Origin of the sequence: Gelidibacter maritimus, from assembly GCF_014062315.1 — a bacterium.
Taxonomy (GTDB): Bacteria; Bacteroidota; Bacteroidia; order Flavobacteriales; family Flavobacteriaceae; genus Gelidibacter; species Gelidibacter maritimus.
This window is the reverse complement of record NZ_JACGLT010000009.1, coordinates 38385-51996: the sequence shown is the minus strand read 5'-3', so window position 1 is coordinate 51996 and position 13612 is coordinate 38385. Positions and strand designations below refer to the sequence as shown.

Here is a 13612-nt window from a genome sequence, read left to right as displayed (position 1 = left end):
ATCAAAACACGTTGAAATATGCGAAATGTTATTAATTGTAATTTAATAAAAAGGTGGCAATCGTCACAACTATGGTGGCCATAATAACACCTCGGGCTCGATAATCACGTCTTTGTTTGATAAATACGAAAAACACTACCAGATTGAGTAGCGCGCCCATACTTACCAATTTACTGAAAAATCCTTGGGCTAAAGATTGTCTATAGGCCGTTGCGAAATTCTCGCCACTTCCAAAAATAAGGATGGCAATGATAAAACCGATGGCGTTGGCAATCAATCCTACTATAAAACCGATAAATACTTCTTTTTTAATCATTTAGATTCCAGGAGTTTAAGTTTTGCATATAATGGTGAGCGGTTAGGTCAAATTGAACAGGTACCAAAGAAATATAACCATGTTCTAAAGCCCATTCGTCAGTGTCTTCACCCTCATCCAAATTGACAAATTTTCCAGCTAACCAGTAATAGTCACGTCCACTTGGGTTTTGACGTTTTGTAAACTCTTCTTCCCAATTGGCTTTAGCTTGCCGGCATACTTTAATGCCCTTAATTTCCTTTTTTGGTAAATCAGGAATATTTACGTTGAGCACCACACCTTCAGGAAGACCGTGCTCCAATACGTTTTCAGTAATGGTTTTGACAAAACTCTTGCTCGCTTCAAAATCGGCGCTCCAATTATAATTACACAGTGAGAAACCAATGGCAGGTATACCCTCAATGCCCGCTTCCAAGGCCGCACTCATAGTTCCCGAATAAATAACGTTGATGGATGAGTTGGCGCCGTGGTTGATGCCCGAAACACATATATCAGGTCGTCTGCCGAGAATCTGCTTAACTGCCAGTTTTACACAATCTACTGGGGTGCCCGAGCAACTATACTCTGTTTGGGGATTATTGTCTATTTTGACTTTTTCTACATATAATGTTGAGTTGACCGTAATGGCGTGACCCATACCACTTTGTGGGCTATCAGGAGCCACTACAACAACCTCGCCAATGGTGTTCATAACTTCAATCAGGGTTCTTAGTCCTGGGGCGGTAATGCCATCATCATTGGTTACTAAAATCAATGGTTTCTTGTTCATTCTGCATTAGGATTTAGAGTGCTAAAATACATAAATTAGACGTTATATTCCCATTCAGAGTGGTTTAACAAAAAATTAGTAGGCATTGGTTTTATTGGCATGGTTTTTTCTTTTACTTTAGTAAAAAATATTAATGGGTCTAGAGTGTTTAGACTTAATCAATGCCGCTAAAAAAATATGAAAGATATCATGAAAAGGAATTATAAGATTTTATTGTTGGCGCTTATGTTGGCGTTTGCCTCATGTAGTTTCACAACTAAAACTTTTGAGGATCCAGATAAGGACAAATTGTTGATGCAATTAATAACGTATGTACTTGAAGAGGGGCATTTCAGTCCGAAGGAAATCAATGACGAATTCTCTGAGAATGTTTTTAAGGCGTATTTGGATCAGTTAGATCCTTTTAAACGCTATTTCTATGCTTCAGATATTAAAGAGTTCCAAGCCTATAAAAATAAAATTGACGATCAGTTGAAAAATCAAGAGTTGACATTTTTTAACCTGACCCATAATCGTCTATTGCAAAGATTGGAAGAATCTCAGGAAATGTACAGAGAGGTTTTGGCCAAGCCGTTTGATTATACAATAGATGAACAAATCAACACAGAATATAAAAATTTGGCTTATGTCAATTCTAAAAAAGAAATGAGGGAACGTTGGAGAACTCAACTTAAGTTTTCAGCTATTGCAAATTACGATGATTTGATTTCCCAACAGGAAAACACCTTTTCTGATAAGAAAAAAGTAGAGAAAATGACATCTGTTGAAGGGGAGGGTGGCGATTTCATATCAGTTGAATCTGAGGATTCTGATGCACCTAAAGAAAAGAAATCTCTTACGGAATTGGAGGCGGAAGCAAGAGAAACAACGCTAAATTCCTTAAATGAGCTTTATGATTATATTGATGAGCGTAAACGTGACGATTGGTTTGGCGTTTATTTAAATGCGATTGTTGCTGAGTTTGATCCGCATACTTTTTATTATGCCCCTGAAGACAAGGAACGTTTTGATGTAGCCATGTCAGGGAAATTTGAAGGTATTGGTGCGAGGCTTCAAAAGAAAATGGATGTGGTAACCATCATCGAAATTATTAGTGGTGGCCCAGCGTGGAAAAAAAATGAATTGGAGGCAGGAGATCAAATTCTTAAAGTACAACAAGATGATGGTGAACCGGCAGTTAATATTGTAGGCATGCGACTGGAAGATGCCGTTAAACTAATTAAAGGGCCTAAAGGAACCGATGTCATCCTAACCGTGAAAAAGGTGGATGGAACTATTGAAGACCTGACCATAACCAGAGATGTAGTAGAGTTGGAGGAAGTGTATGCAAAATCTACGACTGTTATTAAGGACGATAAAAAGTTTGGCATGATTAATCTTCCGGGCTTCTATGTCAATATGGAAGACTATAAAAAACGAAACGCCGCTACGGATGTTAAACTTGAGATAGAACGTTTAAAGGAAGAAGGTATTGAAGGTTTGGTTCTGGACCTTAGAAATAATGGCGGAGGGTCTTTGCAAACCGTAATTGATATGGCTGGTTTATTTATTAAAGAAGGCCCAATTGTTCAGGTTAAAACTACTGGCGGACAGAAAGAGGTGTTGAGAGATAAAGACAAATCCGTAACCTGGGATGGTCCATTGGTCATTATGGTAAATGAGAATTCGGCTTCAGCATCTGAAATTTTAGCAGCTGCCATGCAGGACTATAAGCGTGCTTTGGTGATTGGTAGTAAACAAACCTTTGGAAAGGGAACCGTTCAGACTGTTTTGGACCTAAATCGTATGGTGAGAAACAATACCAGTGGTGATATGGGAGCTTTAAAATATACCATACAGAAATATTACCGAATCAATGGCGGGTCAACGCAATTGGAAGGCGTTAAAAGTGATGTGGTAGTTCCAGACCGTTACAGTTATATTGCTTTAGGTGAAAAAAATCAAGACAACCCGATGGCCTATGACAAAATTGATGCTACAGATTATAAGCTGTGGGATCACAATATAGATTATCAAAAAGCTATTGACAATAGTTATGCGCGGATCAAAAATAATCAGCAATTAAAATTGATTGATGATAACGCCAGATGGGTTAAGAAAATCCGAGATAAGGAAGAATACTCGCTTAAATATGACACCTATAAAGCGGCCTTGAAATTAAATGAAGAAGAGGCAAAACAGTTTGAGAAATTGACGGATTATAAAACAAATCTGACCTTTAGCTCTTTGCCTTACGAAAACAAATTGATGGCTGCAGATAGCATATTAAAAGAAAAGCGCGATCGTTGGCACAAAGCGCTGAGCCACGATGTGTATGTTGAAGAAGCATTGAACCTTTTGAGCGATTTAAGAGGGTCAGCTGATATGAAGAAGGTTGTTAATAATGTGAATGAATAAACCTTTGTAAACCCATAAAAAAGCTCCAAAGTTTACGAAACTTTGGAGCTTTTTTTTTGATGTTTTTACAACATGACTTTCCGGGAAAGGTTCATTAATGAAGCCCGAATAAGGTTTAACTTTGTTCTTTCAATGCATTCATTTGCCGATTCGTACGCTCAATTTCGTTGAGTACTTCATCCCTTCCGATAGCGGATGAAGATGAGGTTACAAAGTATTGTGGAGTTTCCTCCCATGTTTTGAGAAGCTCTTGTAGATAAGCAGCTACATTCCGTTCAATAGCTTTTGGTTTGAGTTTATCAGCTTTGGTAAAGATGATGGAAAACGGAATACCGTTTTCGCCCATATATTCCATAAATTCGAGATCAATTTTTTGCGCCTCATGCCTGATGTCCACTAAGACAAACGCTAAGACCAGTTGTTGCCGCTCCTGAAAGTAATCCGGAATGAATCTCTGAAATTGTTTTTTGGACGATTTTGAAACACGAGCGTAGCCGTATCCAGGTAAATCTACCAAAAACCAGTTTTTATTGATTAAAAAGTGATTGATAAGTTGGGTTTTACCAGGTCTGCCCGAGGTTTTTGCTAAATTTTTATGATTGGTCAGCATGTTTATCAATGACGACTTCCCGACGTTGCTGCGACCGATAAATGCATATTCTGGCAAGTTGTTCTTAGGGCACTTGGCCACTTCAGAGTTGCTCATTACAAATTCAGCAGATTTGATAATCATGTTTTTTTAGGATTTTATTTTCAGTTGGCAGTCATCAGTCATCAGTCCCCAGTTGGTAGTCTCAATCTCCATTGGCCACTCATCACTCACTTCAACCTCAAAGTTTCCGCTTCTTTAGCCATTCTTCAAGTATCGCATTGAACTCATCGGGATGTTCCATCATAGCGGCATGTCCGCATTTATCAATCCAATAGAGATCAGAATCTGGTAAAAGTTCATGAAATTCGACGGCAACTTCAGGTGGGGTTACAATATCGTTCTTTCCCCAAATGATGCATACAGGTAAATCCATTTTAGGCAAGTCCTTGGCCATATTATGTCGGATGGCACTTTTGGCAATGGCTAAGGTCTTAATTAATTTATTTCGGTCATTGACCGTTTCATAAACTTCATCCACAATTTCTTTGGTTGCTACGGCCGGATCATAAAAAACATCTTGCGCTTTTTTCTTGATGACCTCATAATCGCCGCGTTTGGTGTAGCCACCGCCCATAGCACTTTCGTACAAGCCTGAACTTCCGGTGATGATTAGCGCCTTTACCTTCTCTGGATAGAGTTTTGTGTGGTAGAGGCCGATATGACCACCAAGAGAATTTCCCAACAGAATAACGTCATCCAACTCTTTATAGATTATAAAGTCATGAAGATATTTTGCAAAATTTCGTACGTTGGTTTTTAACAAAGACATCGAATAAATTGGCAATTCGGGGATAATGATTTTGTAGCCCTTGTTTCCAAAATACTCCAAGACACCATCAAAATTACTAAGACCTCCCATTAATCCGTGAAGAATTATAATGGGTTGGCCTTCACCTACTTCAATATAGCTGTACTTTTTTTCTTTTTTTAAGAGATGTCTCATTAATGGTTAGTCGTTATGCATAAAAAACAAATATAGTTATTTCAATCAAATTTTATTTCATTTTAGCGAGTTTCACTGCAATACTTCTACAATATTTGTCTACAATCTTAAAATGCTTTTATCCCACTTTTTAATATTCTGAAAAACAAGGGCTTATTTATTGCTCCTTTCGCCCGTTTATCGAAAATAGTGCTCAAAATCATAAACTTATCAACAAAAGTGGTAAATTGTGGTAAAAGGTGGTAATATTTTCAATATATTTGAATCGTAGTCGTTAGATAAATAAACAAAAGCTTTTGAACTCATTAATAGGAACATACGAATGTAAAGTTGACGCAAAAGGTAGGCTTATGTTGCCTGTTGCGATCAAAAAACAGTTGTTGCCTGCACTTCAAAACGGATTTGTTTTAAAAAGAGCGGTTTTTCAACCTTGTTTAGAGCTGTATCCGATGGTCGAATGGGAGTCGTTGATGCAAAAAATGAACAAACTTAATCGCTTTAAAAAGAAAAATAACGATTTCATCCGGAGATTTACAGCCGGTGTTAAAATGGTAGAAGTAGATAGTACTGGGCGGTTGCTGATACCCAAGGACTTGATGGCTTTTTCTGGTATTTCGAAAGAAATCGTCGTGTCTTCAGCAATAAATATTGTGGAGATATGGGATAAAGATAGATATGAACAAGCTATAGACGATGCGGCTGACGATTTTGCAGATTTGGCCGAGGAGGTTATGGGACAAGATGATGACGAAAATGGAGTATCATAATCCGGTATTGCTTACGGAGGCGGTAGATGGGTTGAATATCAATCCTGATGGCGTATATGTAGACGTTACGTTTGGTGGTGGCGGACATAGTCGTGAGATTTTAAAACGTCTCGGTTCAAACGGAAAGTTATTCGGTTTTGACCAAGATAAAGATGCGCTTCCAAATACTATTGATGATGCGCGTTTTACACTGATCAATGAGAATTTCAGGTATTTAAAGCGCTTTTTGAGGTTTTATGGTGTTAAGGAGGCGGATGGAATTTTAGCGGATTTTGGGGTGTCGTCACATCAGTTTGATGTTGCTGAACGCGGATTTTCAACACGTTTTGAGGCGGATTTAGATATGCGAATGAATCAAGATAATAAATTATCGGCATATCATGTCATCAACAAATATGAAGAAAAGCAGATTGCAGAAGTGTTTTTGCAGTATGGCGAATTGCGTCAAGCACCAGCAATGGCGCGAGTGATTGTGGGAGAACGATCAAATAACGAGATCAAATCCAGTGAGCACTTGAAAGAGGTTTTGAAAAAATTTGTAAAACATAAAAATGAACATAAGGTATTGGCGCAAATCTATCAGGCCATTCGTATTGAAGTGAATCAGGAAATTGAAGCCTTAAAAGAGTTGTTGCTTCAGGTTCCTGAAGTTTTGAAGACAGGAGGTCGTTTGAGCTGTATTTCCTACCACTCTTTAGAAGATCGATTGGTGAAGCGTTTTATACGGAATGGATTGTTTGAAGGTGAGCCTGAACGCGATGTTTATGGACATTTTGAAGTGCCTTTAAAAAAGGTTGGTAAGTTGATTGTGCCATCAAAAGCAGAAATAAGAGAAAATAGTAGAGCGCGTAGTGCAAAACTTCGGGTTGCAGAAAAAATATAAAAAATCCTTCTTTTTTAGGGGAAGGTGGATTGAATTCCCGAAAAGGAATTTAAGACGAAAGGTTGCCAGTAGGTATAATGAAGCCTTTCAGGTTTGAAGAATATATAATCTAATTAAAAGGTAGCGTCCTTCTCGATAGCTATCGGGAGTCGCAGAAACTGAGATGAAAAACAACATCTATCACATATTAAGAGGTAAGTTTTTGGTCAGCGATGATTCCTTCAAAAATTGGAGAATCATCATTTTTATTTCTGTATTGGCGTTTGTGATGATTGCAAGTTCGCACAGTGCAGATAAAAAAGTTCATGATATAGCGCGATTGAATAATGAGGTCAAAGAGTGGCGCTCAGCATTTGTAGATGGCAGATCAAAATTGATGCGTCTTAAAATGGAATCTGGAATTGTACAGAAAATGGCAGAAAAAGGTATTTCGCCTTCTCCAAACCCGCCAAAGAAAATAAAAGTTAAATCAGAAAAGGATTAAGTGGCAGTCACTGAAAAACACATATTGAACCGATTGTACTTTGTAGCAAGCATTATGTTTGTCTTTGCATTGGCTGTGGTGTTTAAGTTGTTTACCATTCAGATGGTGGATGGCGATAAATACCGCGACCTGGCCGAGAAGCGCACGGTTAAGAATGTTACCATTCCTGCCAATCGAGGTAATGTATACGCATCTGATGGAAGCTTGTTGGCCACGTCCATTCCAAAATATGACATTCGTTTTGATGCCTTGACACCCACCAATAAAACGTTTGAGAAATTTTTAAAACCCTTGAGCGATTCATTATCAAAATACTCGGGCAAATCATCGGCGTATTATGAAAAGGAGCTGCGAAAGGCAAGGGCTAATAAAAACAGGTATTTTCTTCTGGCAAGAAATATCAGTTATACGGATTATGCAAGGCTTCGAAATTTCCCATTGTTAAATCTTGGCGCCTTTAAAGGAGGGCTCATTGTGGAGCAAACAACCAAGCGTGAACATCCTATGGGAGGTATTGCGCAACGCTCTATTGGGTATGAGCGTATTGATAAAGATGGTCATTATGTAAGAGCAGGTATTGATGGTGCTTTTGGTGAAATGTATTTGAGAGGTAAGGATGGTCATCGTATGAAACAAAAAATTGGGAAAGGACAATGGAAGCCAATTACCGATTATAATGAAATAGAGCCAAGAGATGGTTATGACGTCTATACGACCATAGATGTCAATATTCAGGACATTGCGCACCATGCCTTGTTAGAGCAACTTGAAAAATATAAGGCTGATCATGGTTCTGTGATTGTCATGGAGACCAAAACGGGTGAAATTAAAGCCATTTCCAATTTGGGCAGAAATTCCAATGGGCATTATTATGAGCGTTTAAATTATGCCGTGGGCGAAAGTAGTGAGCCGGGCTCCACCTTTAAGGTAATGGCCATAACCGCAGCTTTAGAGGACAAGGTTATTGATACCAGTGATGTTGTTGATACCAAAAAAGGGGTGTTGAGTTTCTATGGTAAAAAAGTACGCGATTCTAAGCACGGGGGCTACGGAGAGATCACGCTTGCAAAGGCCATTGAGGTGTCTTCAAATACGGCAATCGTGGCGGCAATTGATAAAGCTTATAAAGACCAGCCTAGCAAATTTGTTGACCGTTTATACGCTATGAACCTAAACGATAACTTGGACCTGCCAATTATTGGAGAGCCAGACCCAATCATTCCAGACCCGAGAATTAAAAATGGTCGCTGGAGTGGGATTGCCTTGCAGTGGATGGCTTATGGATATGGCGTATCGTTTACACCTTTACAGACCTTAACTTTTTACAATGCCATTGCCAATAATGGAGAAATGGTGAAACCACAATTTTTACGTGAAGTTCGCGAATTTGATAAAACAATTGTGCCATTCAAGAAAGAGGTCATCAATCCTAAAATCTGTTCTCAGGAAACCGTTGACAAAGTTAAAAAACTATTGGAAAACGTTGTTGAACATGGTACGGGAAGCAAGTTGTATTCCCCTAATTTCTCTATGGCCGGAAAAACTGGAACCTGTCAAAAGGATTATGCCAATAAGGATAAATTGAGCTATATCTCATCGTTTGCCGGTTTTTTTCCGGCGGATAATCCAAAATACTCCTGTATCGTCGTCATTCATGAGCCGGATAAAAGTGTGGGTTATTATGGAGCAGATGTGTCAGGGCCTGTATTTAAAAAGATTGCCCAAAAAATATTTACGGATACCCCCATTACAGATGAGGTGGAGACTTTGAATTTCCAGAATACAATAGTCCAAAAAGATTTTGAAAACTACTTTGACATTGCCCAAACCTATAAAACCATCATGCCAGATGTCACAGGAATGCCAACAATGGATGCTTTGGCGCTCTTGGAAAATATGGGTCTTAAAGTTAGAATTGAAGGCGTGGGTGTGGTCAAGAAGCAATCCATTGAAAAAGGCGTCAAAATTAAACGTAATCAAGAAGTCTATTTAGATATATAATGGCACAATTAAAAGACATATTGTATAAGGTTACCATCAACGCCGTTGTTGGCAGTACGAGTGTGCAGGTCAATGCCATTGCATTTGATTCTCGGAGCGTAGCCAAAAATGATGTTTTTGTTGCCATTAAAGGAAGTATTACCGATGGTCATAATTTCATTGACTTGGCCATTGAAAAAGGTGCAATTGCCGTTGTTTGTGAGACTTTGCCAGAGACTTTGCAAAATGGCATTAGCTATATAGAAGTTGAAAGTGCAAGTACGGCCCTGGCTTTTATGGCTGCCAATTTTTACGATAATCCCTCAGGCAATTTAAAATTAATAGGGGTGACGGGCACGAATGGTAAAACTACCATCGCCACTCTATTATATCAACTGTTTAAAAAGGCAGGCTTTAAAGTGGGGTTATTGTCCACGGTTAAAGTAATGGTAGACACCAAAGAGTTTCCTGCAACCCATACCACACCGGATTCGTTGACTATTAATAGGTATTTAAGTATGATGAGTACTGCTGGAGTTGAATTCTGTTTTATGGAAGTCAGTTCTCATGGGATTCATCAGAATAGGACACAAGGGCTTCATTTTAAGGGTGGTATTTTCACTAATCTGTCGCACGACCATTTGGATTACCACAGCAGCTTTGCCGAATATAGGGATGTGAAAAAATCGTTTTTCGATAATTTATCCAAAGATGCATTTGCATTGGTCAATATTGACGACAAGAACGGTTTGGTCATGTTGCAGAATACAAAAGCCAAAAAATATGCTTACGCTTTAAAAACCTATGCCGATTATAAAGCACATATATTAGAAAATCAATTTACGGGCTTATTGCTGAAGATCAATGACAATGAGGTGTGGACCCGCTTAATCGGAAATTTTAATGCTTATAATATTTTAGCAATTTACGCTGCCGCAGATGTGCTAGGACTTGAGAAAGTAGAGAATTTGCGTTTAATCAGCGAATTGGAAAGCGTGTCAGGACGATTTCAATACTTGATTTCTGAGGATAAAATAACGGCCATAATTGATTATGCGCATACGCCCGATGCTTTGCAAAATGTGTTGGATACCATCAACAGCATTCGTGCTAAAAATGAAGAATTGATTACAGTGGTGGGATGCGGAGGCGATAGGGATAAATCCAAGCGCCCTAAGATGGGGCATATTGCTTCAGCTTTAAGTACAAAAGTGATTTTTACAAGCGATAATCCAAGAAGTGAAGTCCCGGAAACCATTATAGAAGATATAGAAAAGGGCGTGGAACCTCAGGATTTCAAGAAAACGCTGGCCATTACCGATAGAAAGCAAGCCATTAAAACTGCTTGTCAAATGGCACAGCCCAACGATATTATTCTCATTGCAGGAAAGGGACATGAAACCTATCAGGAGATCAAAGGGGTCAAAACTGATTTTGATGATTATAAAATAGTTCAGGAATTGTTGAAGCAGCTCGGAAAATAGAATGGAGTATGAAGCATGAAGCGTAAAGCTGGAAAAATTAAAACAAATATTAAATACAAAAAATAACCAATAACTAAAGTTTCAGCAAATCAGAAACTTTTAACCAAAAACAAGAAACAAATAAAAGATGCTCTATTACCTCTTTGAATATTTGAAACAACATTTTGATTTTCCCGGATCTTCCCTCTTCGGATTTATCACGTTTAGGGCGGCCATGACAATTATCGTGTCGTTGCTAATATCAACGATCTATGGGAAGCGTATTATTAAGTTTTTAAGAAGACAACAAGTAGGAGAAACCATTAGGGATTTAGGCTTGGACGGTCAGGTAGAAAAGGCGGGAACACCTACAATGGGTGGCGTCATCATCATTATTGCAACCTTGATTCCTGTACTTTTGTTCGCAAAAATTGATAATATCTATATCATTCTGTTGGTCGTTACCACGCTTTGGATGGGAGCAATAGGGTTTTTGGATGACTATATTAAAAAGTTTAAAAACGATAAAGAGGGTTTACAAGGACGGTTTAAAGTCTTGGGACAAGTCGGTTTGGGAATCATTGTCGGGGCCACGCTCTATTTTCATGAAGATGTCACTATCAGAGAGAAGCTACCAACAGTACAGCAAAAAGAAATCTTAGCGGCCAATCCTAATGTGGAAGCAGCAAAGTTATTTCAGGCAGAGGAAAAATCGACAAAAACAACCATTCCATTTGTCAAGGAGAACGAATTTAATTACGCCCGATTGGTGACATGGATCAGTCCTAGTTTGGAAAAGTACACTTGGATTATATTCATCTTGGCAACCATATTTATAATAACAGCAGTGTCAAATGGCGCTAATTTAACCGATGGTATAGACGGCTTAGCTGCTGGCACATCGGCCATAATTGTGCTCACACTTGGAATTTTTGCCTGGGTTTCCGGAAATATCATTTTTTCAGATTATCTCAATATCATGTTTATTCCAAGAGTTGAGGAAATCACCATTTATATCGCGGCATTTGTAGGGGCGCTCATAGGTTTTTTATGGTACAATACGTATCCGGCCCAAGTGTTTATGGGAGATACAGGAAGTTTGACCATCGGTGGAATTATTGCTGTCATAGCTATTGCGGTGCGTAAGGAGTGGTTGATTCCAGTATTGTGCGGTATTTTTTTAGTGGAAAACTTATCGGTAGTTATGCAAGTGGGCTGGTTTAAATACACCAAAAAGAAATACGGCGAAGGGCGGCGCATTTTTAAGATGGCACCATTGCATCACCACTATCAAAAAATGGGGTATCACGAAAGTAAAATTGCCACCCGTTTTTGGATTGTCGGAATTTTACTTGCAATTGTTTCGATAGTGACGTTGAAAATCAGATAGCCCAAGTCCTGCGAAGGCAGGAAGCCTTTAGGTTAACGTGGTTAGTCTAAGGGTTCAAAATATGATTTTGAAGGTCAAGAACAATGAGTAATAAATAAAGATAGTAAACAGTAATGTTTTAAAGCTCTCAGCTTGTCAAGCCTTGGGTGTTTTAAAATCGAAGTTTAACAATAGTTATTCGTGAATTCGTGGTAAAAACGAGGTTGGTCATTTTAGGAGGTGGAGAAAGCGGGGTCGGAACAGCGCTTTTGGGAAAGGCAAAAGGTTACGACGTGTTCCTTTCAGATAAAGGAAAGATTAAAGAGAAGTACAAAGAAGTTCTTATACATAATGAGATTGAATTTGAAGATGAACAGCATACAGAGTCTAAGATTCTTGATGCCGACATCGTGATGAAAAGTCCAGGAATTCCAGATAAAGTGGCTTTGGTAACGAAAATAAGAGACCGAGGCATTCAAGTGGTTTCCGAAATTGAGTTTGCATCAAAATTTACCAATGCAACTATTGTGGGAATTACGGGAAGTAATGGCAAGACGACAACAGCCAGTTTGACCCATCACATTTTAAAACAAGAGTTGGAGGTAGGCTTGTCGGGAAATATCGGTAAAAGTTTTGCCCAGCAGATTTTGGAACATGACTATCCCAATTATGTACTGGAAATCAGCAGTTTTCAATTGGACGATATCGCCGATTTTAAACCGCATATTGCTGTGTTGCTGAACATCACACCAGATCATTTGGACCGATATGATTATAATTTTGATAATTATATCGCTTCAAAATTTCGGATTATCATGAATCAAACCAAGGAGGATTATTTGATTTATGATGCCGATGATGAGGTGATTGCTGAATGGCTCAAATCACATAAAGTTCAATCCACATTATTGCCATTCTCATTGACAAAAACTATTGAGAATCTACCTGCCGGTAAGCATGGTGGCGCGTATTTAGACAAAGAAGAAATAAAAATAACGATAGATAATAATCAGATAATTATGTCAACAACAAATTTAGCATTAGAGGGTAAGCATAATATAAAAAACCAAATGGCTGCATCAACTGTAGCGCATTTATTGAAAATAAGAAAACAGACCATTCGCGAAAGCTTAGAAAATTTTCAAGGCGTAGAACACCGTTTGGAAGAAGTGTTAAAAATAAATAAGGTCCGATATATCAACGATTCGAAAGCAACAAATGTCAATTCTACATATTTTGCTTTAGATAGTATGGATGCGCCAACAATTTGGATTGTTGGAGGAGTTGATAAGGGTAATGATTACAGGGAGTTGTTTCCTTTGATTAATGAAAAGGTAAAGGCAATTATCTGTCTGGGCGTTGATAATGAGAAGTTATTGAAGACCTTCGGAAAAATGGTCGATACCATTGTAGAGACCCAATATATGACTGAAGCGGTTAAAATAGCATATAAAATAGCTGAAACGGGCGATGCAGTATTACTGTCTCCGGCATGTGCAAGCTTTGATTTGTTTGAAAATTATGAAGATAGAGGGCGCCAGTTCAAAGATGCTGTAAGAAATTTATAAACAGACCTTAATTTTTTTAAT

The 13612-nt window shown here is 38.4% G+C and carries 12 protein-coding genes; 8 read left to right on the top strand and 4 right to left on the bottom strand.

Features of this window, described 5'->3' with window-relative positions; translation table 11 throughout:
- Nucleotides 1-31 precede the first annotated feature (31 nt).
- The gene (locus H3Z82_RS12060; RefSeq protein ID WP_182205766.1) at nucleotides 32-316 is read right to left on the bottom strand and encodes a hypothetical protein; all 285 of its coding nucleotides are present in this window, start codon (nucleotides 314-316) and stop codon (nucleotides 32-34) included.
- The gene (gene surE, locus H3Z82_RS12055) at nucleotides 309-1085 is read right to left on the bottom strand and encodes a 5'/3'-nucleotidase SurE (protein ID WP_182205765.1); all 777 of its coding nucleotides are present in this window, start codon (nucleotides 1083-1085) and stop codon (nucleotides 309-311) included. Before surE ends, H3Z82_RS12060 begins: the two co-directional genes overlap by 8 nt.
- 189 nt (nucleotides 1086-1274) lie before the next feature.
- On the opposite strand from surE, the gene H3Z82_RS12050 reads away from it, so the two are divergent.
- Nucleotides 1275-3482, top strand: coding sequence for a carboxy terminal-processing peptidase (locus H3Z82_RS12050; RefSeq protein ID WP_182205856.1), 2208 nt, complete (start codon nucleotides 1275-1277; stop codon nucleotides 3480-3482).
- 115 nt (nucleotides 3483-3597) lie between these two features.
- On the opposite strand, the gene yihA is transcribed toward H3Z82_RS12050, so the two are convergent.
- A complete protein-coding gene (gene yihA, locus H3Z82_RS12045) occupies nucleotides 3598-4212 on the bottom strand; it encodes a ribosome biogenesis GTP-binding protein YihA/YsxC (RefSeq protein WP_182205855.1) in 615 nt (204 codons plus the stop codon).
- 100 nt (nucleotides 4213-4312) lie between these two features.
- The gene (locus H3Z82_RS12040; RefSeq protein ID WP_182205764.1) at nucleotides 4313-5077 is read right to left on the bottom strand and encodes an alpha/beta fold hydrolase; all 765 of its coding nucleotides are present in this window, start codon (nucleotides 5075-5077) and stop codon (nucleotides 4313-4315) included.
- Nucleotides 5078-5373: 296 nt separating this feature from the next.
- On the opposite strand from H3Z82_RS12040, the gene mraZ reads away from it, so the two are divergent.
- The 7 genes from mraZ (at nucleotide 5374) to murD (ending at nucleotide 13591) form a co-directional block, all read left to right on the top strand.
- Entirely contained in the window at nucleotides 5374-5844 is a 471-nt protein-coding gene (mraZ, locus tag H3Z82_RS12035) for a division/cell wall cluster transcriptional repressor MraZ (RefSeq protein WP_182205763.1), read from the top strand.
- Nucleotides 5831-6727: a 16S rRNA (cytosine(1402)-N(4))-methyltransferase RsmH gene (gene rsmH, locus H3Z82_RS12030; RefSeq protein ID WP_182205762.1), complete on the top strand. Its 897-nt coding sequence runs from the start codon at nucleotides 5831-5833 to the stop codon at nucleotides 6725-6727. Before mraZ ends, rsmH begins: the two co-directional genes overlap by 14 nt.
- Nucleotides 6728-6890: 163 nt before the next feature.
- Entirely contained in the window at nucleotides 6891-7211 is a 321-nt protein-coding gene (locus H3Z82_RS12025; RefSeq protein ID WP_182205761.1) for an FtsL-like putative cell division protein, read from the top strand.
- A gap of 54 nt (nucleotides 7212-7265) precedes the next feature.
- Nucleotides 7266-9212, top strand: a complete 1947-nt coding sequence (locus tag H3Z82_RS12020) for a penicillin-binding protein (protein ID WP_182205854.1) — start codon at nucleotides 7266-7268, stop codon at nucleotides 9210-9212.
- The gene (locus tag H3Z82_RS12015; protein WP_182205760.1) at nucleotides 9212-10675 is read left to right on the top strand and encodes a UDP-N-acetylmuramoyl-L-alanyl-D-glutamate--2,6-diaminopimelate ligase; all 1464 of its coding nucleotides are present in this window, start codon (nucleotides 9212-9214) and stop codon (nucleotides 10673-10675) included. The genes H3Z82_RS12020 and H3Z82_RS12015 overlap by 1 nt, the downstream gene beginning before the upstream one ends.
- A 127-nt stretch (nucleotides 10676-10802) precedes the next feature.
- The gene (gene mraY, locus H3Z82_RS12010) at nucleotides 10803-12044 is read left to right on the top strand and encodes a phospho-N-acetylmuramoyl-pentapeptide-transferase (protein ID WP_182205759.1); all 1242 of its coding nucleotides are present in this window, start codon (nucleotides 10803-10805) and stop codon (nucleotides 12042-12044) included.
- 188 nt (nucleotides 12045-12232) lie between these two features.
- Nucleotides 12233-13591, top strand: a complete 1359-nt coding sequence (murD, locus tag H3Z82_RS12005; protein ID WP_182205758.1) for a UDP-N-acetylmuramoyl-L-alanine--D-glutamate ligase — start codon at nucleotides 12233-12235, stop codon at nucleotides 13589-13591.
- The last annotated feature ends 21 nt before the right edge of the window (nucleotides 13592-13612 follow it).

Excerpts from the sequence above, each read along its gene's own strand:
- H3Z82_RS12060 (WP_182205766.1), bottom strand. The coding sequence starts at position 316 with ATGATTAAAAAAGAAGTATTTATCGGTTTTATAGTAGGATTGATTGCC.
- surE (WP_182205765.1), bottom strand. The coding sequence starts at position 1,085 with ATGAACAAGAAACCATTGATTTTAGTAACCAATGATGATGGCATTACC.
- H3Z82_RS12050 (WP_182205856.1), top strand. The coding sequence starts at position 1,275 with ATGAAAAGGAATTATAAGATTTTATTGTTGGCGCTTATGTTGGCGTTT.
- H3Z82_RS12040 (WP_182205764.1), bottom strand. The coding sequence starts at position 5,077 with ATGAGACATCTCTTAAAAAAAGAAAAAAAGTACAGCTATATTGAAGTA.
- rsmH (WP_182205762.1), top strand. The coding sequence starts at position 5,831 with ATGGAGTATCATAATCCGGTATTGCTTACGGAGGCGGTAGATGGGTTG.
- H3Z82_RS12025 (WP_182205761.1), top strand. The coding sequence starts at position 6,891 with ATGAAAAACAACATCTATCACATATTAAGAGGTAAGTTTTTGGTCAGC.
- H3Z82_RS12020 (WP_182205854.1), top strand. The coding sequence starts at position 7,266 with ATGTTTGTCTTTGCATTGGCTGTGGTGTTTAAGTTGTTTACCATTCAG.
- H3Z82_RS12015 (WP_182205760.1), top strand. The coding sequence starts at position 9,212 with ATGGCACAATTAAAAGACATATTGTATAAGGTTACCATCAACGCCGTT.
- mraY (WP_182205759.1), top strand. The coding sequence starts at position 10,803 with ATGCTCTATTACCTCTTTGAATATTTGAAACAACATTTTGATTTTCCC.